Source organism: Bacteroidota bacterium (genome assembly GCA_016183775.1).
Taxonomy (GTDB): domain Bacteria; phylum Bacteroidota; class Bacteroidia; order JABDFU01; family JABDFU01; genus JABDFU01.
Map to the genome: position 1 here is coordinate 1 of JACPDY010000163.1, position 20,912 is coordinate 20,912.

The 20,912-nt window shown below is 42.0% G+C and carries 14 protein-coding genes; 9 read left to right on the forward strand and 5 right to left on the reverse strand.

Annotated features, from left to right (window positions below; genetic code table 11):
• Positions 1–132 precede the first annotated feature (132 nt).
• The 3 genes from HYU69_17455 to HYU69_17465 all read left to right on the forward strand — a co-directional run bounded on the left by HYU69_17455 (position 133) and on the right by HYU69_17465 (position 2,331).
• On the forward strand, positions 133–561 hold the full coding sequence (locus tag HYU69_17455; GenBank protein ID MBI2272130.1) for a DUF4890 domain-containing protein: 429 nt from the start codon (positions 133–135) through the stop codon (positions 559–561).
• 124 nt (positions 562–685) lie between these two features.
• A complete protein-coding gene (locus HYU69_17460; GenBank protein MBI2272131.1) occupies positions 686–1,885 on the forward strand; it encodes a thioredoxin family protein in 1,200 nt (399 codons plus the stop codon).
• A 32-nt stretch (positions 1,886–1,917) separates the two neighbouring features.
• Positions 1,918–2,331: a hypothetical protein gene (locus tag HYU69_17465; protein ID MBI2272132.1), complete on the forward strand. Its 414-nt coding sequence runs from the start codon at positions 1,918–1,920 to the stop codon at positions 2,329–2,331.
• Here HYU69_17465 and HYU69_17470 read toward each other — a convergent pair.
• Positions 2,328–3,581, reverse strand: a complete 1,254-nt coding sequence (locus HYU69_17470) for a VWA domain-containing protein (GenBank protein ID MBI2272133.1) — start codon at positions 3,579–3,581, stop codon at positions 2,328–2,330. The genes HYU69_17465 and HYU69_17470 overlap by 4 nt on opposite strands.
• Positions 3,582–3,915: 334 nt before the next feature.
• Here HYU69_17470 and HYU69_17475 point away from each other — a divergent pair, with 334 nt between their 5' ends.
• Genes HYU69_17475 through HYU69_17485 form a run of 3 tightly spaced genes read left to right on the forward strand, consistent with a single transcriptional unit; the run spans position 3,916 to position 7,251 of the window.
• Positions 3,916–5,313: a DUF1800 domain-containing protein gene (locus tag HYU69_17475; protein MBI2272134.1), complete on the forward strand. Its 1,398-nt coding sequence runs from the start codon at positions 3,916–3,918 to the stop codon at positions 5,311–5,313.
• A 3-nt stretch (positions 5,314–5,316) separates the two neighbouring features.
• Positions 5,317–6,519, forward strand: coding sequence for a DUF1501 domain-containing protein (locus tag HYU69_17480; protein ID MBI2272135.1), 1,203 nt, complete (start codon positions 5,317–5,319; stop codon positions 6,517–6,519).
• A 12-nt stretch (positions 6,520–6,531) separates the two neighbouring features.
• Positions 6,532–7,251 (forward strand): hypothetical protein, encoded by a 720-nt coding sequence (locus HYU69_17485; GenBank protein ID MBI2272136.1) that lies wholly within the window; start codon positions 6,532–6,534, stop codon positions 7,249–7,251.
• Positions 7,252–7,265: 14 nt separating this feature from the next.
• Here the strand turns inward: HYU69_17485 and HYU69_17490 are convergent, their stop codons facing one another.
• Complete coding sequence (locus tag HYU69_17490; protein MBI2272137.1) at positions 7,266–15,023, reverse strand: gliding motility-associated C-terminal domain-containing protein; 7,758 nt, start codon at positions 15,021–15,023, stop codon at positions 7,266–7,268.
• A gap of 314 nt (positions 15,024–15,337) precedes the next feature.
• Here HYU69_17490 and HYU69_17495 point away from each other — a divergent pair, with 314 nt between their 5' ends.
• From HYU69_17495 to HYU69_17505, 3 genes are all read left to right on the forward strand, one after another.
• Positions 15,338–15,676: a PadR family transcriptional regulator gene (locus HYU69_17495; protein ID MBI2272138.1), complete on the forward strand. Its 339-nt coding sequence runs from the start codon at positions 15,338–15,340 to the stop codon at positions 15,674–15,676.
• Positions 15,677–16,813 carry a hypothetical protein gene (locus HYU69_17500; GenBank protein ID MBI2272139.1) on the forward strand — a complete coding sequence of 379 codons (1,137 nt, stop codon included), beginning with the start codon at positions 15,677–15,679 and terminating at the stop codon, positions 16,811–16,813.
• 117 nt (positions 16,814–16,930) lie between these two features.
• Entirely contained in the window at positions 16,931–18,406 is a 1,476-nt protein-coding gene (locus HYU69_17505; protein ID MBI2272140.1) for a TlpA family protein disulfide reductase, read from the forward strand.
• Between the two features lie 33 nt (positions 18,407–18,439).
• On the opposite strand, the gene HYU69_17510 is transcribed toward HYU69_17505, so the two are convergent.
• The 3 genes from HYU69_17510 to HYU69_17520 all read right to left on the reverse strand — a co-directional run bounded on the left by HYU69_17510 (position 18,440) and on the right by HYU69_17520 (position 20,066).
• The gene (locus HYU69_17510; GenBank protein ID MBI2272141.1) at positions 18,440–19,462 is read right to left on the reverse strand and encodes an RHS repeat protein; all 1,023 of its coding nucleotides are present in this window, start codon (positions 19,460–19,462) and stop codon (positions 18,440–18,442) included.
• On the reverse strand, positions 19,440–19,802 hold the full coding sequence (locus HYU69_17515) for a hypothetical protein (protein MBI2272142.1): 363 nt from the start codon (positions 19,800–19,802) through the stop codon (positions 19,440–19,442). The genes HYU69_17510 and HYU69_17515 overlap by 23 nt, the downstream gene beginning before the upstream one ends.
• Positions 19,803–19,877: 75 nt before the next feature.
• Positions 19,878–20,066 carry a hypothetical protein gene (locus HYU69_17520; GenBank protein ID MBI2272143.1) on the reverse strand — a complete coding sequence of 63 codons (189 nt, stop codon included), beginning with the start codon at positions 20,064–20,066 and terminating at the stop codon, positions 19,878–19,880.
• Positions 20,067–20,912 lie beyond the last annotated feature (846 nt).

Below are 20,912 nucleotides of genomic sequence, written 5' to 3' on the forward strand. Positions count from 1 at the left end.
CAGATGAAACTGACATCAGCATCAAGGACAAAGAGTTGAGCCATAGAGCTCGCAAGTGAAATTTTTAAATTCCGGATGCTTTTTCAACTCAAAAAAGAATAAAAATTAATGTCTAACTAAAAATATGTTCAAGTGAAAAAAATAGTGTTGACCGGTATCGTAATAGGTGGTATTATTGCTGCTAACGCCCAACAGGCACAAACACCAGGTAAGTCAATGGATCCAAAGGCCCATGCCGCAAAACAAACCGAAAAGATGGCGCTTGCGATCGGGCTGAATGAAAGTTCAAAAGCAAAAGTTTACGATATTAATTACAACTCCGCCCAGAAAATGGCCGGGATCAGGGAAAAACACAAAGGCGATAAAAAAGGCATGGCCCACGATCGTCTTAAATTAAAAAGTGAAAAAGATTGTCAGTTGAGATCGGTATTGACTGCTGAGCAATATGATAAATGGATTGATGTTAAATTAAAACAAAAAAAACATGCCCGTAATAAAAAGAGGGCCAAACATCAGCGGCATCATGGAACTGAGCCGATATCTCCTCTTCCCGGGAAATAATCGTTTCGCTTAGAAACAAACAGAATACAAACCCCTTGAAGGCCAAATTGCCGGTAAGGGGTTTTTTCTTGCGATTTAAAATAAAATATGTGATTTTTGATACAATCTAATCAACGACCACATCATGCATTTTAAAAAATCAATTTCCGCGCTATTAGCAGCCCTGCTATCAACCACATCGTTCGCGCAGGATAAAGGCATACAATTCAATCACAACAGCACATGGAACGAGTTACTCGCAAAAGCCAAAACCCAAAATAAACTGATATTTGTTGACGCGTTCACCACCTGGTGCGGCCCATGCAAATGGATGGCGAAAAATGTATTTACAAATGACACCGTAGCGGATTATTACAACCGGACATTCATTTGCGCCAAAATAGATATGGAAAAAGGAGAGGGTATTGAGCTGGCAAAAAAATATGGTGTAAGAAATTATCCAACGTTAATGTATATAAATGCTGATGGGGAATTGATGCATCGCACCTGCGGTGTTAACTATAATGGCCCTGCCTCTCAAAAATTTGTGCAGGATGGCAAAGACGCGCTTAACCCGGATAAGCAGCTCGCCGCTTTTACAAAGAAGTTTGATTCGGGAAAAATGGAAGCATCAGCGGTTCCCTCCTACCTGTATATGCTTAAAAACGGCTGCATGAACGCTGATGCGGTTTCCGCAAAGTATCTTGGAACACAGGCTGAGAAAGATCTTTCATCACGGCCTAACTGGACCATTATCCGTGATTTTGTAAATGATGACGGTTCAAAAGAATTCAACTATTTAGTCGCTAACAGTTCGGAATTCGTGAAACTTTATACGAAAGATTCTGTGGAAATAAAAATAAGTGAAGTGTACAAAAGTTCGCTTATAAGCAAGATCCGCGGGAACGATGACAAGGGGTATGAGACACTAAAAGTAAAAGTGAACAGCCTGAAAAATATAAATGGTGAAAAAATAACTTCTTACAGCGACATGTCTCTATACAAGTATAAAAAGAACTGGGCAGCTTATTCCCCGGCCGCGTTTGCTCATATAGATAAATATGCAGGCAATGACGCTAACCTGATCAATAGCGTAGCATGGACTATATACGAAAATGTTGACGATAAGGCAGTGCTTGAAAAGGCAGCTGCATTATCCAAACACTCTATAGAACTGAACGACAACTATGCTTTTAATGATACGTACGCCTGCCTGTTGTATAAATCGGGCAAAAAGGAGGAGGCCGTTAAAGCCGCCGAACACGCGATCGGTCTGGCGAAAAAAAACAATGAGGACTACAAGTCGACCCAGGAATTACTAGACAAGATAAAAATGCTTAAATAACAATTTTAACCTCTCACCAAATCTATATTCCTATGATAAAAATTTGCGTAATAGCATTACTTGCATCAACAATGATCGGCTGCGCGCCGCAAACGGAAAATACGGCGGGAGATGCTACCGATAGTACCAAAATCATGCAAGAGTCCGGACCAGGCTGTGCCGAGCTGGAGGAGCAGGTAGAACACCTGAATGATGAAATCGCCGCGTTGAAGAAGGAACTGAGAAAAAATTCCGAGTCCTCCTCTCATAAGAAAAGTTCGGGACAAAAAACCGAAAGCAGCATCTCTGCTAAAAACACCAATACCCCTGTTAAAGAAACCGCTCCTGTAATTAAAGATCAGGACAAGAACGCATCTGTTCGCTGCTCTGCCACTGATAAAAATGTAAGGTGCAAGAAAAGGACATTTAGCCCGAACGGATTATGCTGGCAGCACGGTGGGAATTAACGCTGAACAATAACGATCGATGCAGTACTTGTGTTATTCTTTTCTGAAAGCACCCGTACAAAATACTTCCCGTTTGGAACCTGTCCAAAGTCAAGGTTAGATGCTTTGATGGAACGCTCTTCTTTGTTCATCACCACTTTCCCCCCTTCATCTATAACTTCAATAAGATAATCCCCCTGCTGATTCATCTCTACCCTTAAATTATTAACAACGGGATTAGGGTATATGTGTGTCAACAGATCAGGCCCTGCACTCTCCGCCGGAGTTTTGGCATGACCATCCACCGCGATAATGATCGGATAAAGGTTGAACTTTACATTCATCTCTTTGCACTTTTTTACAACAAAATCAGTTGAATAGTCAGAAAGCGGAGGCTCCTGAGAAGGGGCGTCACCAATAACGATCATCATACGCTTATTACCCGGCGTCCAGTTAATTTCCTGGACAGTTTTAAGTATTGCATCATTAACAGACTCGGGCGTATCAGGATTCTCCATAACAGTAATATTATTTACGTAACCTCTTACCCTGTTAATATCATTTGACAGCTCTACCCGATCATACCAAAAATTATAATGATAGTTCTTATCTCCATAAGTGGCTACACCCAGTTTAACATTCGAAAATGTAGAAAGATAATCCATAATAGTATTGAGGCTCTTTTTTACTTTTTCAATATCATCCCACATGCTGTAGGTTTTATCGATAACAAAAACAATATCTGTTCCGTCATTCACCCTGGATGTAAGTATATTCATGATGGACGAGGCGACACTATCGGCGTTATCCGCAAAAAATGTTTTTCCATGTAAATTCTCGCTCAGGGTTGTGAAAAAACTAACGGCCATCTCATCATAATTCAACGCGTCATAAACCGACCTGATGGAATTCAGCGAATCGATCGTTGACTGATCAATAGTATAGTGAACAATTGTAGTGTTTTCAGCAGCATTAAAGCCCATTTCTCCTTTGTACTTATCCGACACCCGCTTTAAAAAGGATCCCGCTGATTTTTCAGCAGGCAGATAAGTATGCTCCTGCCCTTGCTGCCCTGCCGCAAAACCCGTGAGTTCTTTCTTATCATCCGGCAATGGTGTTGAAATATTATTTCCATTCGAATGAAGTGTGTTTTCCATTGCATCATGTGTACACGATACATTGAAGAGAACCAGAAAAAGGGAAAGAATAACAGATATGTTCCTGAGTACCCTCACAAAATTGTATACTGATTTATAAGTAAAGGATGCCATTTTAGTATGATTCGTTTAAATGAAAACGCATGAAACAAGAACGGTATTTCTTCTATATTTGGTATTTATTATTACCTAAATAAATATTCTCCGAATTTCAGAACACATCTAAGCTAATAAAGACAAGGGGAATTTGCAAAAAAAGGTCGTTTTTTTGCTTTTTATTGTAATAATAAAGGTTTCAGACTACTTTTTTTTCATAACAACCTGAAAACATCTGTAGTTTTTGCAGTTCCATGGTCTGAATTTTTATGTTCGGGGACGAAAGCATCCGAAAATTTCTACCCTGATCATACCTTAATATCATGGTATAATTTTTGTCAACCAGCACAAAATGGTATCTCACCAGCAAAAAATACAGCATTTATTTTTGCGCGCAGCTTTTGGCGAAACGCTGGAAACTATCCACACTTTAATGACTAAACCACTTCCTGTCCTTGTCGATGAATTGTTTGCTTCTTCAGCAGAATATAAAGAGATCAGCTACCTGCCCTACCCCATCAATGAGAACCGTGAGACCAAAGGTCCAGGTGGATTGCAGCTTGTAGCAATGTTTATTAAGTCGTTTGGCGAAATGGAAGACCTTAACGCGGAATGGATATTTAAAATGACCCATACAAAAGCGGTGCTGCGCGAAAAAATGACCTTTTTCTGGCATAATCATTTCGCTACATCTGTGCCCTGGGGATATCCCCTGCAGGTTCAGAATAATTTGCTGCGCAAACATGCGCTCGGAAAATTCGGTGAAATGCTGCATGCCATCGCCAAAGACCCGGCCATGATCATGTACCTCAACAACCAGCAGAATAAGAAAGATCATCCAAATGAAAATTTTGCACGCGAAGTAATGGAGCTTTTCACACTTGGCGAGGGTCACTATACCGAAAAAGACGTTAAAGAAGCGGCACGTGCCTTTACAGGCTGGTCACACAACAAATTGTGGGAATACGAGTTCAATGAGAAAACACATGACTATGGGGAAAAGGAGTTTATGGGTAAGAAAGGAAATTTTAACGGGAATGATATCATTGATCAATTACTGGAAAACAAACAGACCGCCCGTTACCTGTGTACCAAGATTTACCGCGAATTTGTAAATCCGAAAGTGAATAAAGACAGGGTTGAAATACTGTCTGAAACATTTTTCAATTCCGGATATGACATCAGCGTTTTGATGAAACAACTATTTACTTCGGATTGGTTTTACGAAAAAGAAAATATAGGCGCTAAAATTTGTTCACCTGTTGAACTTATTGTGAGGTATAAGAAAACCGTTGGCCTTGAATTTAAAAAACAAAAAACTCTTATTGATCTGCAAAAAGCGCTTGGGCAGGTATTATTCTTTCCTCCGAACGTTGCAGGTTGGAAAGGGGGGAATAACTGGATCGATAGCACTTCATTATTACTGCGGCTTAACCTTCCGACCCATATTGTAAAAGGAACCGGGATCAACTTAAAAGTAAAACCTGCCTTTGAAGAAAAGCCGGAAGAAGTGATCGTTGAAGAGGATGGCGGCAAAATTAAATCGGATTGGAGTGCCCTGGTAAATACATTTAAGAATATACCCGACGAAAAGCTGGGTGAAGCACTTATTGAACATTTCATTCAGTCAGGGAAAGAACGAATAAACAGGGAGCTTATCAAAAACAATGTAAACAATAAATCAAGAGAACACCTGGTCATTAGCCTGGCCGGCAACATTATGTCGTTACCCGAATTTCAACTTATCTGATCTATGGCACACAGCAGGAGAGATTTTCTGAAATATTCCGCGATGGCATCAGCCTCCATGCTTGTTCCTGATTTTTTAAAAGCATTCGGCAGTTCTCCACACCCTGCAAGTGGTGGAAAAATTCTTGTCGTCATTCAGTTGTCGGGCGGGAATGACGGGTTAAACTGCATAGTTCCGTTCCGCAACGACCTGTATTATAAAGCCCGCCCGGATCTGGGTATCAAACAGGAAGATCTTATCAAACTTACGGATGAAGTTGGATTGAATTTAAATTTAAAAGCACTGGCTCAGTTGTTCAATGATGGACAACTCGCGGTTATCAACAATGTTGGATACCCTAATCCCAACCGTTCTCATTTCCGCAGCACCGATATCTGGCAATCGGCAAGTGATGAACAAACCATACTCAATACCGGCTGGATCGGACGCTACCTCGACTCCACCTGCAACGGTACCTGTGCTAAACCCCACATGGCTATTGAACTGGACGACACACTAAGCCTGGCACTCAAAGGAGAACGCATGAAGGGTATCGCCTTTCGCAACCCGGGTATTTTACATATTTCTTCAAAGAACAATATGATCCGGGGTACAGCGGCAGGTTACCATGAAGAAACGGATCATCCGGCTGTTGAATATCTTCATAAAACATTGGCGGAAACAACACAATCGGCAGACTACATTTATGAGCATTCGAAAATTTACCGCACAGCACAAATATATCCTGATCACCAGTTTGGTAAGCGGATGAAAACCATCGCGGAGCTGATCTGTTCAGGCAGTGAAACCTTGGTTTATTATGTATCATTACCGGGCTTTGACACACATGCTTTGCAAAAAGGGATACATAGCTCCAACTTAAAAAAATACTCGGAAACACTCAGCGCTTTTTGTGCCGACCTTAAAGCCGCCAACCGTTTTAATGATACTGTAATACTTACTTTTTCCGAATTCGGGAGACGAGTGGCGCAGAATGGAAGTAAAGGAACTGATCATGGTACAGCAAATAATGTTTACATAGCAGGAGGAAAACTAGCCGCTTCCGGCATTATCAATGCGCTGCCCGATCTGCAAAACCTGGATAACGGCGACCTGATCCACACTGTTGATTTCAGACGCATATATGCAAGCCTGCTTGATAAAGTGTTAGGAATTTCACCCGAAAAAATACTGGGGCAAAAATTTGAACCCATGAATTTTATTTAAATCCTAAATTCTATGAACAAAATTCCAATCATAATTATTCTTGGTTTTCTGAACCTGCATATACAGGCCCAGGAAAAAAAGTTGCTGAACAACGCACCGTCAAAAGAATGGTACAGTATGTCGGGATCCGAACTGATCTTTTCATCGGGAAAGGTCGTTAATAATGGCACTGCACTTGACAACAGAATACGGTTTTCCTTGTTTTTTCATTTGCAGCATCAGAATCACTATAACTTCAATAAACACTTTGGTTTTTATACGGGCTTTGCCCTGATCAATGTAGGCTTTATCAACAGGATGCATGTGCCGAATGCAACCGATGCCGAGATCAGGCAGCGTTCCTATAGTTTGGGCATACCGCTCGCTTTAAAGATCGGCAATATGGAGCGCGGCAACTATTTGGCTGTCGGCGCTGAAGGAGAACTCATGTTCCATTACAAACGAAAAGTATATTATGGAGGGAATAAATCAAAAATGTCGGAATGGCTTTCTCCGGAGGTAAACCTGTTCAATCCTTCCGTTTTCGCGGAGATCCGTTTTCACCATGGCGGTTATATCCGTGTAAAGTCCTACCTCATGGATTTTTTAGTGAACAAGACCACTTCCTTCTATTTACCTGAATCAGCCATCCAGGTCAACTACAAACCGGAACAAAGCAGTTTGGCTTATATTGCGATCGGCACAGTACTTAAAATAAAGAAGAAGAAAAGAGCTACACTGAAAGATGTTTAGTTTACTTCAATACTCTATTTCTTTCCACGAATCAACTCCAAAAATCCAGATCCCTGGTATTTTTTGCCCTTAAGCGACTCTCCGGTATATAAATAATAATAAGTTCCATCCGGAGCTTCCATCCCCGAAGGTGTTCTTCCATCCCAATCTATCTTAGAAGTGCTGCCTCCCTGAAATACTATAAGTCCCCAGCGGTCGAATATCTGGAAATCAAAATTTCTCATGCCATAAGTTTTAACTGAGTAAAGATCATTTGACCCGTCGTTGTTCGGCGTAAACACATTCGGTACAAACATTGAGTCGGCGTATACCTCAATACATTTTTGTACGCTGCTGTAACAACCCGCTGTATTTGTTGCAACAAGACTTATACAATAAACTCCCATATAATAATATGAATGTGAAGGATCGGGAAGCGTTGAAGTATTATTATAAGGGTCCGACTCGCCAAAATTCCATAACAGCGAAGACCCTGAAGTAGAAAGGTCGGTAAAAAATATTTGCTTCTCGGGACGCACAATGCCCGAAGGAGTAAAACTGAAATCAGCCACCGGCGTTGAATTCGCAAAAGTAATGGCCACGCTTGTAGACATCTGACAGCCGATGGCATCTGTAATGGTTACAGAATATGTTCCATCGGCAAGGTTAACAATAGAATCCAGTGTTGATCCATTACTCCAGCTATAAGTATATACGGGAGTTCCACTAATGGGCACTATCTTTATTTTTCCATCCGTTGTCTCCGCACATGTTGTACTGTCCGCCATTATGTTCAGCAAAATACCCGGCATTGTTATAACTGTTGCCGAAGTATTTATACTGCATCCGTTATTATCCGTTACGGTAACACTGTAGATCCCTCCTGTCAATCCCGAAATAGTAGCCGCTGTTGAACCCTGGCTCCAGCTATATGTATAAACGGGAATGCCGCCGGACACAGCAATCGTAACGATACCATCGCCTGTTCCGCACATAGCGTTTGTAACCGTAATTATTCCTGCAACCGAATCGGCCGGTTGGGTGATACTTGCGGCCTGTGTCGTGCTACAACCGTTTTGATCCGTTACCGTTATTGTATATGCACCGGCTGTTAAGCCGGCAGCAGTAGCACCGGTGGCACCGTTATTCCAATTATAAGTATACGCCGGAGTGCCGCCTGTAACATTCACAACAGCTTCACCGGTTGCTTTACCGAAACACAATACATTAGCCGGCACATTTATACTAATGGAAGGGCCATTCGCATTTGTCACAACAGCTGCAGCCGTCTGACCGCAACCATTAATGTCTGTAACTGTCACGGTATAATTACCGGCTGATATACCTGTAAGACCGGCGCTTGTAGGTCCGGAGTTCCAGCTATATGAATAGCCGGGCGTACCCCCGTTTGCAATTACCGTAACCGAACCATCACTTTTCCCGCAAATGGCATTTACAGATGTAACTGATAATGTAACCGGACTCACCGGCTCAGTGACCGTTGCAGTTTGAGTTGAAGAACATCCGTTCTGGTCGGTCACAGTTACGGAGTAATTGCCGGCTGCCAGATTAGCGGCAGTCGCACTTGTTGCACCATTACTCCAGCTATATGTAAAATTAGGGGTGCCGCCTGTAATGCTTGCACTCGCCGATCCTGTTGACTGGCTGTAGCATAATATATCAGCTGCAACAACACTTACAGTTAAACTATTGGTCGTATTTACAACCACGGCCATCGTTTTTGTACAACCATTATTATCAGTTACAGTTACCATATAGTTTCCACCCAATACATTACTGATCGTTTGCGCCGAAGACCCGTTACTCCAGCTATACGTATAACCGGGAGTTCCGCCGGCCGGACTTACACTTGCCGATCCATTGCTATTATCACAGCTGGCATCAACAGAAGAGCCCGCAAGAGTTATCGCCGAAGGTTCCGAGATGGAAGCACTTCCCGTGACCGTACATGATTTAGAATCTGTAACAGTAACAATATATGTTCCCGCTGACTGGCCTGTTATTGTTGCCGTTGTGGTTCCTGAAGGAGACCACGAATAAGTGTAAGGAGGTGATCCTGCCTTAGCAACAGCACTTGCGCTCCCTGTACTCGCGCCATAACAACCGGCAGAGCTGCCTGACATAATTAAATTCGGAGGAAGCGAGGAAGAAACAACTGTTATAGTACGGGTATTGGTGCAATTATACGCATCAGTAACTGTAAGTGAATAAATACCTGCGGAAACATTTTTTGCACTATCACTGACACTTACAGAAGGCCCCCATGAATAAGAATAAGGAGTCGCGCCACCGAATATGGATATCGCGATCGAGCCATTCGGAAAATTACATTTTGGATTTACCACAGAGGGCGGAAGAATAAACGGAGTGGAAGATCCGGTTATACTGAATATAGCCGCGGTATCGCAGCCATTCGAATCCTGCACCTGTAACACATAAGTGCCGGGCGACAAATTACTTTCAACAGGATTGGTTCCTCCAAAACTCCAGGTGTATAAATATCCTGGTGTTCCGCCACTGACATTAGCTGTCGCGACATAATTATTATTACCGGTACAAGCCGTTTTTGTAATTGCAGGATTTATACTGATCGCAGGAGGCTCTGTAACAAGAATGGAATCAATTTTGAAACAAGTGACAAGCGCGGCATCACTGACTGTAACTGTATACATTCCGGGAGTCAGGTTGATTGGATTCGGATTTGTGCTTCCCCCTGGGCTCCAGTTATATAAATATGCGCCCGATCCTCCCGACACAGTATCTATTACTTGTCCGTTGTTGCGGCCATAACAGGTGGCCGGCACCTGGCTTAGTTTTGTTTTTATCACTGTACTCAGCAGGATCTCTGCGGTATCCTTTTGCGAACAACCATTCGCATCCGTAACAACTACATAGAATGTTCCGGCAGACAAGCCTTTCAGCGTATCGGTTATGCCGAATAAAGGAGACCAGGAATATGTATACAAACCGGTTCCACCAGTGGCGGTCACCCATATCTTTCCATCCGATTTTCCGCAGGAAGCCTGTTTAACAAAAGCACTTGAATTAATTGTTGCCGGCTGTGTTATAGAAACACTCTGCGATGTTGTACACCCATTGCCATCTGTGATGCTTACCGAATAGGTTTGAGTTGTGAGACCAGTGATCGAGAAGGTCAGTCCTGCTGTTACATTGCTTGCGCCATTACTCCAGCTGTATGTATATGCCGGAGATCCTCCTGAAACAGTTACAGTGGAATTCCCATCCGCAATCCCAAAACAGGAAGTACCGGTTTGAGCTATCGCGCTGCTTAAAACAACCGGCTCTGTTATAGTTACCGTACTCTGTGCAGAACAATTTGAATTTACAGCATCAGCAACTACAACTGTATAAGTACCGGCCGATAAAGCAGAGTATGTTGCAGAAGTGGTGCCAAGCGGTGTCCAGGAGTATGAATACGTTCCGGTTCCGCCTGATGCCGTTGCTGTAACCTGCCCGTCGTTGGCCCCGTTACAACTTATGTTGATACTGGAAAACGAGATTGTGATACCGGTCGGCTCTGTGATTACAACAGTAGAAATTTTAAGGCACCCCATTTTATCCGACACCGTTACTGTATAAGTTCCTTTAAGCAGATTGATCACGGATGCGCTTGTACTGCCGGTGCTCCATGTATAAGTATATGGGGTGACCCCTCCACTGATTATCGCATCCGCAGTGCCCGTATTTGAGCCGCAGCCTGCACTTGTACTGTTCATAGTAACAGTTATTGCTGACGGCTGGGAAACACTTACATTATCAACAACAGAACATCCTTTGGAATCATTTACAGTAACGGAATACGTTCCGGGGCCTATGTTATAAATCGTGTCGTTTAAAATTGTCCCCGGATTCCATGTATACGTATATGGCGCGGTTCCCCCGATCAAACTCACACTAACCCGGCCATTACCCTGTCCGTTACAGCTTACGTCAATTGAAGCGGTTGTAGTCACGAGTGCTGCAGGTTGTGCGATCTGCACGGAATCGATCTTCGTACAACTCTTCTGATCCGTCAATGTGATAAAATATTTTCCAGCTGTTAACCCGGTAATGGTGTTTGTTGTTTGAGTTGATGACCAACTATAGGTGTAAGCGGCAGTACCTCCGGCAGCAGTTATTGACGCTGTTCCGTTATTGCCATTAAAACAACTGACATTTACGGATGTTTTTGAAAGTGATAAAATTAAAGGCTCTGTAATACTTATACTGCCTGTTCTCACACAGCCACCCGCATCATTTACGGTTACAGTATATGCACCAGGGGATAGTCCGGTAACAGCACTATTTGTAACGGACCCTGCGCTCCATAAATAAGTATACGGAGCCGCAGCACCTGAAGCGACGACAGAGACTATGCCATTGCCATAACTTTTACAGGTCACATTTGTCGAGCTCATGGCGAGTGCAACAGCAGGATACGTGAGTGCCATGGTGCCAAGAGTATCGCACCCGGTGCTTATATCGGTGACCCTAACCTGGTAACTGCCCGCACTAAGCCCGCTCACAGTTGTTCCGGTACTGCCGGACGGAATCCATGAATAGCTGAATGAACCTGAACCACCAACAACACTTACATAGACCGAACCATCACTATTATAGCAGGTAGGGTTTACGCCTCCTGTTGAAATAGAGAAGGCCGGAGGTTCGGTTATTTTTGCCGAATCCACTTTAGTGCAACCATTCGCATCTGTAATTGTAAGTTTATATGTACCCGGGCCAAGCCCTCCAATTGTATCAGTAACCCCTACTGCAGGCAGCCAGTTGTATGTATAAAGTGGCGTGCCGCCGGTAACTTTTCCCCGAACCCCGCCATCGTATGTACCAATGCATGTCACATTTTTCTTTGTCATGGTAAGTGTTAGCGGAGGCGGTTCCGCTACCGTGGCTGTTTTTGTTGTTGTACAGGCATTCGCATCGGTCAATGTCAATGTATATATGCCTGCACTGAGATTTGATATGACATTTCCTGCTCCGGCCACAGGAGCCCAGCTGTATGTATAGCCTGTTACTCCACCCGATGCAGCAGCCGTTACTCTGCCATTTGTTTGTCCGAAGCAAACAATATTTTGAGGAGTGAGTGTAACATTTAAAAGTGCAGGTTGAGTGATAGCAACTGCTGATGTTGCCGAACATGAACTGTTTACCGCGTCCCTGACTGTCACTGTATAGGTTCCGGCAGTCAGACCCGAAATGGTTGAGGCGGTTGCCCCGCCGGGAGTCCATATGTAATTATATGATCCAGTGCCTCCGGTCACAGTAACTCCTATCTGCCCGTTAGCTGAACCATTGCAGGTTAAGTTGGTTTTACCTGGCACAATGGCGAGGGGATTCGACACAGCTATGGTAAGTGTTTGAGTTTTAGAACATGCGTTAGCGTCCCTGACAGTTATCGTATATGTCGCGGAAGAGAGACCGGCGACAGTTGAAGTATTTGCAGTTATTCCCGAACTCCAGCTATACGTATATGGGCTTATTCCACCGGCAGGAGTTACTGTTGCAGATCCGCCTGAAACACCACAAGACGACGGAGTTACAGAAGGTGTTGTTGTTATGGCAGCAGGCTGAGTAATGCTTATGACCACCGTCGCTGAACAATTATTCGCATCCCTGACAGTAACTGTATAATTACCAGCCGGCCTGGCTGTGGCGGTAGCTGAAGTTCCTCCTGAAGGGGCCCAGGTGTATGTTAATGTACCTGTTCCGCCCGAAGCGATGACCGAAGCGCTTCCGGTCGACCCGCCTGAACAAGCCACATTTGTCTGCGTGTTAATAATAACTGCAAGCACGGCGCTTTGAGTGATGGCAACTGTTGACACCGCTGTACATGATTTCGAATCAGTCACAGTCAATGAATAAGTTCCCGGTGCCAACCCACTTGTTGAATTGGTTGCACTTCCGGTATTCCATACGTATGTGTAAGGCGATGTTCCGCCGGTCGGAGTTGAAGTAGCCTTGCCATTGTTAAGTCCGTTACAAGTAACATTTGTCCCGGCTATAGCAGGAATTAATATTCCCGGTTGTGTAATGTTCACCGTTTTTGTTGCTGTACATCCAACATTCACACCATCAGTAACAGTTAATGTATACACAGCAGGCGACAAGTTAGTGATCGATGAATTTGCATAACCGCCGGGGTTCCAGCTGTAGTTAAATGTACCGCTGCCGCCTGAAGCTGATGCGCTTGCCGTACCATTTGCGTTCCCGTTACAGGTAATATTGGTTGAGCCGGTTGTCACAATTAAAGGGTTAGAAATAATTATCGTTACACTTGCCGTAAGGGTGCAAGGACCCGCATCTGTTACCGTAACTGTATAAGTACCCGCCCCAAGATTAGCCGCGGTGTAACCGGTGGCGGCATTTGACCAGACAACATTATATGGCTGGGTTCCTCCGGCAGGAGCTACGCTTGCGGAACCATCTGTCAGGCCGCAGGTTACGTTTACCGAAGAAGGATTCAGGCTCATAGCTGCAGGCTGGGTTATTGTTGCTGAAGATGTTGCAGTACAACCATTGGCATCGGTTACCACCACAGTATATGTATTCGGAGAAAGACCACTTGCTGTAGCTGCCACACCACCGGTTGGGGACCAGACATATGCATAAGGAGTTGTACCCGCCGAAGCCAATACCGTGACACGCCCGTTGGCGGCACCGAAGCATGTTACATCGTTCACAGTACTTGCAATTGCATCCGGAGGAATGAATTGGTTTGTAACAACTGCTGATCGTGCAGCAGTACACCCCTTGCTATCGGTTACAGTAACGGTATAAGTACCGGCAGATAAATTAATGGCAGCTGATGTAGTCTGAAGGTTAGCAGGCGGGCTCCAGGAATAAGTATAAGGCGGTGTTCCGCCGATGAGAGATATGGTGACTTTTCCATTCCCCAGTTGGCAGGTTTCTTTTGTGATGACCGGGTTATTTATTACCAAAGGAGCCGCTTCCGAAATATTTACCGAATAATAAAACTCGCAACCTTTAGCATCACTCAGCTTGATGGTAAATGTACCGGGACCCAAACCTGTTGCGGTTACAGTTGCCTGAGCGGGACTACTATTCCATGAATAAGTGTAAGGAAGTGTTCCGCCGGAAGGCGCTATGGTGGCTGTACCATTATTGGCGCCATTACAGGTACTGTTTGTGCTTGTAACTGTACCTCCAAGTAATGAAGGCTGAGTAATTGAAATTACTGCAGATTGGGAGCACCCGGAATTATCCGTTACCGTAACGGTATAATTACCAATGGTAAGTCCCGATAGTGTATCATTTTGTTCGGTAGTACCGCTCCATGCATAAGAAGGTTGTGGAACAGCAACTGTTGGTGTCACCCATGCCTTTCCATCATTATACCCGAAACAGGAAACACTTTGACCCGTTGTGCTATTGATCACAGGCAGTGGCTGAGTGACCGTAACTGTTGCTGTAGCTGTACATACAGCGACATTGTCAGTAACTGTTACAGTATAAGTCGATGCTGATAAATTAGTTGCTGCCTGGCCAGTCTGACTTGCTTCGCTCCAGCTATAACTATAATTACCGCTACCGCTTGAAACTGTTATTATTGCAGTACCATTTGTTCCGGCATTACAGGATGGGGAAGTCGAACTTGTATTAAGGGTGAATCCACATGGAGGTAAACGACTCGCGGCGGACGAGCTAATACTTTTTATAGCCAAACAATCGAGCGAAATTAAAATCGCCAGGAAGTATATGTTTGATAATAAGCATTGTATGTTTTTAATAAACATCATTCTCATTTTGATCAACAAAAATTAACTTCAGGATTTTTATACGCCGGCAGGTACCGTAAAGTTACACAATTACAGTTGTAATTATCTAAATAATAGGCATATAGTGAAGAAGTGCCTCAAATATCAAAATTTGAATGAAATCATATCTCTTACTAAATATATTAGTGATGGGGAAGCAAAAATTGGCACATTTTATATTGAAGTAATTTTATTTAATTGATTTTCAAATAATTGAATTATTTTAAATACGTAAGACTTTTATGTATAATATTCTTATGTATATTTGCGTTATAAAAATTATATAACACATTATGATCTACTCATCAGAATTGATAAAAGGAACCCTTAAAACAATCGTTTTAAAATTGCTTGCCGACAATAAAAAAATGTATGGTTATGAAATTACCCAGCGGGTAAAAGAATTGACATTAGATAAAATCCAGATCACAGAAGGCGCTTTGTACCCCACATTACATGCGCTGGAAGCCGATGGTTTGGTAACCACGCAAACAGAATACATTGGCAAACGTGTACGAAAATATTATACGCTAAGTCCTACCGGAAAATCAAAGACAAAAGAAAAGGTAAGTGAGCTCGCCGACTTTATGGACACCATGCGGTTTTTACTTGACATTAAACCAACAACAGCATAAATGTATACCCTCAGTGATACGCAAATAAAATTCATCCTTGACGACATTCGCGCGCGTGGCATCGAGATGGATGATCTACAGCAAAATCTGCTGGATCATGTTTGCTGCATTATTGAGCATGAACTCGAAGAAAACGGGGACTTCGAGCGTTTCTATTTTTCCACAATCCAAACGTTTTACAAAAAAGAACTGAAGGAAATAGAAACAGAAACCAAAAACCTGTTAACGTTTAAAAATTATTACGCCATGAAAAAAGCAATGATAACAAGCGGAGCTATATCCGCAGCAGTATTTATAATTGGTTCATTTTTTAAGATCATGCATTGGCCGGGGACCATTGTATTCCTGGGCCTGGGTTTCATCACCTTCAGCTTTATTTTTCTTCCCCTGATGTTCTTATTAAAGGTTGGAGAAATAAATGCAAAACGCGACAAAGTTGTATTGTCTATCGGAACTCTTCTGGGTATTTTATATTGTATCTCTATGCTTTTCCAGGTGATGCATTGGCCGGGAAAATACCTGATATGGCTCAGCACATTGTCCGTTTCATTTTTTGTATTCCTGCCTGTCTATTTTTTCACAGGTATTCGTAATGCCGAAACAAAAGTGAACACTATTGTTGCTTCAATACTTTTAGTAGCAGCCATTGGTATTCAATTTACACTTACTGCTTTGCGGCCTTCACCCGAAACACAAAACAAGACGTATGCATATATTCAAAGCGAACAATTACTCAAAAAAATGCAAACCATTTCAGGCGACAGGTTGCCTGTCGGCACATCGGAACAAAAGCTAATTGGCGATATACAGAATACTTGTCAACTGTTGAAAGAATTAATATTGAAAAATGAGACCGGACAGACATTTATCCCGGATGATTTCGAGCTCCATCATATTACTATTTCAGAAGGAATGCTTGGCGATGTATTTTACAAAGACGGGATAGGAATAAAACTTCTATCCGATCTGAAAACTGAGATCGCGCTGTACAATGCATCCAAATTAAAAACTAAAAAAAACAAGATTCCTGTTAGCCATACAATTTTAGAAGCTACATCGGACAGGATCAGGCTTTACAACAACCTTGACGCACTGAATGATCTTACACGGATACAGATGTATTTAATCTACTCTTAAATCGATGTCAAAAGCAGAATAGTATATTCAGGATATTATACGCAAATTGACAGTTTCGAATTGAGACTGTCAATTTTTAATTTTAAATTCGTTTCCCAACAAATTATATCCTGCATAATGAAAAAAATATTTTATTTCCTGCTCCTTTCCCCTGTTTTATTGATCGCCCAATCAAAAACAATTGTTTCCGGAACAATTGAAAATGCTGCGAACGACTCGATAGAATTACTGATCGACAAAAATTACCTTTCACAAAAAATTACCAGGTACAAAATTCCGGTAAAGCAAAATCAATTCTATTTTGAGTTCACTATCGACAGAAACTACCTGGTTGATCTCAATTATGCAGGACAAACCACAAAACTTTACCTGGAACAGAATGACAAACTGGATATAAAATTTAAAGCAGGAAGCCTGGCTGAAAGCATTGTCTTTACTGAAAAAGGTGCTGCCAACAACCTGTTCCTGCAAAAATTCAATGAGCAGTTCGCAAATGATTTTTCAATTGGTTCAATGGAAGAAAAAATGAAAACAACCGGAGTAGATGAGTTTGAAAATTTCATATTCGGCAACAGGACAAAACAAAAAAAGTTTTACGAGGCATACCCCGATATAAATTTATTGTCAGAAAAGTTTAAAAAATATATTGAAAATCAGATCAAATACACTTACCTCGGCCATCTGCTCGCGTGGCCAGTTGTAAACGCTAATAAAAGCAATAGTATTCTTACTGTCGCGCATTTACCCCCAGTGATGCTTGATGAACTTGATAAAAAGGCGGTAAGCGATGAAGAAGCCATGATCAGCGGGTCGTACCGCGATTTTCTTGTGTGGTTTGTCACTTATTTCGCTTCAGAGCAGAACGGATTCAATAAGTTTACTGATTTCACCCTCTCAGCCGAAAAAAAATATGTGGTTGCGAGCGATCACCTGAAAGGCACTCCCCTGCTCTATTACCTTACCCGTTTTTTACTTGAAACAGGCGAAAAAGTAAATCCCGAAACGGTGAAAAGTATTTACCAGCGTATGGAGAAGCAGGTCAGCCTGCCGAAAGGCAGTTCGGCCCACAGGCAGGAAGAAACACCTGAGTATACAAGTATAGTAAAAGATAAACTGGGCAAATGGATGAAAACAAAATTGCCAAAACCCGAAACAGCAAAGTCTAACGATCCATCACCAGGCAATAAGTTCCGTGGCATCAGTGGCAAGGAAGTAAGTCTTGCCGACTTTAAAGGAAAAGTTGTTTATGTCGATTTCTGGGCAAGCTGGTGCGGCCCTTGCCGGCAGCAGTTCCCCTTTAGCAAAGAGCTGCATGAAAAATTAAGCGACAAACAAAAAAAGGAAGTGGTGTTCCTGTATATTTCTATTGACGACAATGAAGATGCCTGGAAAAACACGGTCAAACAATTACAACTTACCGGAGAGCATGCCCTGTCGCCCGGAGGATGGAATTCAACCGCTGCCAGGCAGTTTCAAATAAGCAGCATTCCAAGGTATTTATTGATCGATAAAAAAGGAAATGTAGTAAATCCGAATGCATCAAGGCCAAGTGATGAAAATACGTTGCAGGACATTTTGAATTTACTTAATTAAACAGGGGCGATACGACTTTTTACGTCATTCTTCCTAATAGAACTCATACTCAAAACGGGTTGTTTCGGAACCCCCTTCAAGTCCGGTTTTAACAATTTCCCGCACATCGCCTTTAGGGTCATAACTAACAGTTCGCTTGAACTCAAGCTTCCCGTCCGCTCCGTAAAATTCAACTTTCATAAGCGAACCCTGATCACTGTATTGATTGATCTTCTTGATCGCTGATTCATCATCGCCTCCATTACGTATCAACTCTTTTATTCTATTGCCCTTTGTATCGTACTGATACTCGCCCTTAAAAGCTACAGAATTATCGGAGCCGACCTTGATCTCTTCAATTAACTGTTTATTATCATCGTATGTATAGATCCATTTTGAAACAAGCTTGGGATAGGTAGTATACTTGGATTCTGTAAGTATCTTACCTTTCTCATTGTATGAAGTAGCGAACTTTGAAAAAACTGTTCCATCAGCGTCATTGATAACCTCCTCTATCATATTTCCAAAATTATCATAATCATATGTCCACCTGTTCCTTATTTTATCTTCCAGGTCATATGAAATTTTTTCGATCTGATTTCCTTTATCATTGTACTTGAAGGAATTCTTTGTATAAAAATTTCCGTTTTTATCCAGATTCACCTCTTCTGTAATTTGACCTTTCTCATCATAACTTCCGATCACATCATCATCGATCTTTGTTGAAGAATAATAGATCGTCTCGTCCGTTTTATTTCCACGACTGTCATACTTGAATGTATTATTCGAATTAATAAACTGGTAAGAGATGAATGCTTCCTCCACTTTATTTCCGATATCGTCATACTTGTAAATGTGCCGCGATTGAGCTGAACCATCAGCTGCAATTTTTTTCTCATCTGTCAATTGTCCTTTATTTGTATACTTATACAAAACAGAACTGATCCTGGCCCCGCCCACATTGAACTCCTTTTCTTCCAACAGTTTTCCGGCCGAAGAATAGGTATATGCTATATTCCTTTGCAGTGCTTCCTCCGCATTATAGAAACTCTTTTTAGCCAACTTTTTCTGCATCATACAAATACTTAATGATCGACTCTACCAAACCCGAAGTATTATAGTGAAGCTCTTCTTTAACCAATCCCTTATCGTTGTATGAAAAGGTCTTTTTTTCCTCAATATTTCCATTGGTATAAAAAACCGCATGTTCGATAACATTTGCAAGACTATCGTACTTCGTATAAGCCTTCTTAAATTCACCTTTCCCGAATTCGCTGCGAAATTCAGAAACCGACTTTATTTTATTGGCTTTTACTTTCTCCGATTCCAAGTCAAGAACTTTGTTCTGGGCCTTGATATTACTAAAACACACAAATACACCACAGCACATTATACTAATTGAACCACTTCTCTTCATACATGTTGGTTTTTAATTTAGATGTTGACTTCGACTACGATCAGTCAACAATCCACACCTGGCTCAGCCGGCATATCAGTTATGAAAAAAATGAGTGCGCACTTTGGCGATCATTTCATTCATTGACAAATGATCGGCAGTTCCCGATTCAATTTCCTTCCCTTTAAAGTGATTATTCTGCTGCAGAAAATTTTTCAGCTCTTCCTGTGATGTGCCGGGTCCAATAATAAAAATAGCATCGTCAGTTGCCAATTGAACGGACACATCCTGATAAAGAGCCTTTAATTCCTGAGATTCCTTATTGTGGTGTATGCTTTCACTACCGGAGTGATCGGCATGATGATGAACCTCGATCTTTTTAATTACATCATACGTTCCTTCGTTTTTTCTGTCGGGCGTGCTGATAATGTAGGCGTGTTTATGGTCGATCCAGACACCGGCAACTTTTTTTTTTATATTTCATGGGTTTGTGAATTTCGGGCAAAGATAAGCTAACATTTTAAAAACTAACATAAAAATACCTGGCCATAACCAAAGAAAGACCTGTCTGCCGGCAAGACAGCAAAATATCTACAGGAATTGAAGTAGTGTAATTATTAAAATCAAAAGGAAATGTATATGATGACACATTTGGGTTATCCTCTCTATTTTCTAACCGGGGGTTTAGAAAATATTGGGAGTTGTAACCGTGTTTATTCCTAAATTTGTTTTAATAAAAGGGCATGTACAGGCTTTTTCTGTGCCATGTCGGAAGTTGTCTTTTCTCACTTTGTCAGTGGAGATGGCGCCAAAGATTTTTTTTGAATCAATATTATTACTATTCCTGACTGCGGGCATCATGGTATTTCAGATCCCCAGATAGAAAAATCATTTCTTAACCAATAAATAGATAGTATGAAATAGCCATATACCTTCGGCATACCAACCGAAAATGAATATATGGATATTCCATGTGACCTTTAAAAGCTAAAAATATATACACATGAAATGGTCATGAGCTAGAATGAAGCACACCAACCGAGGATGAATATTTAACTTCGTGCAAAACATGAAACGTAATGCAAGAAATAAAATTCAAACAGGTTGTAACAACCGGTTGCGGTATAGATG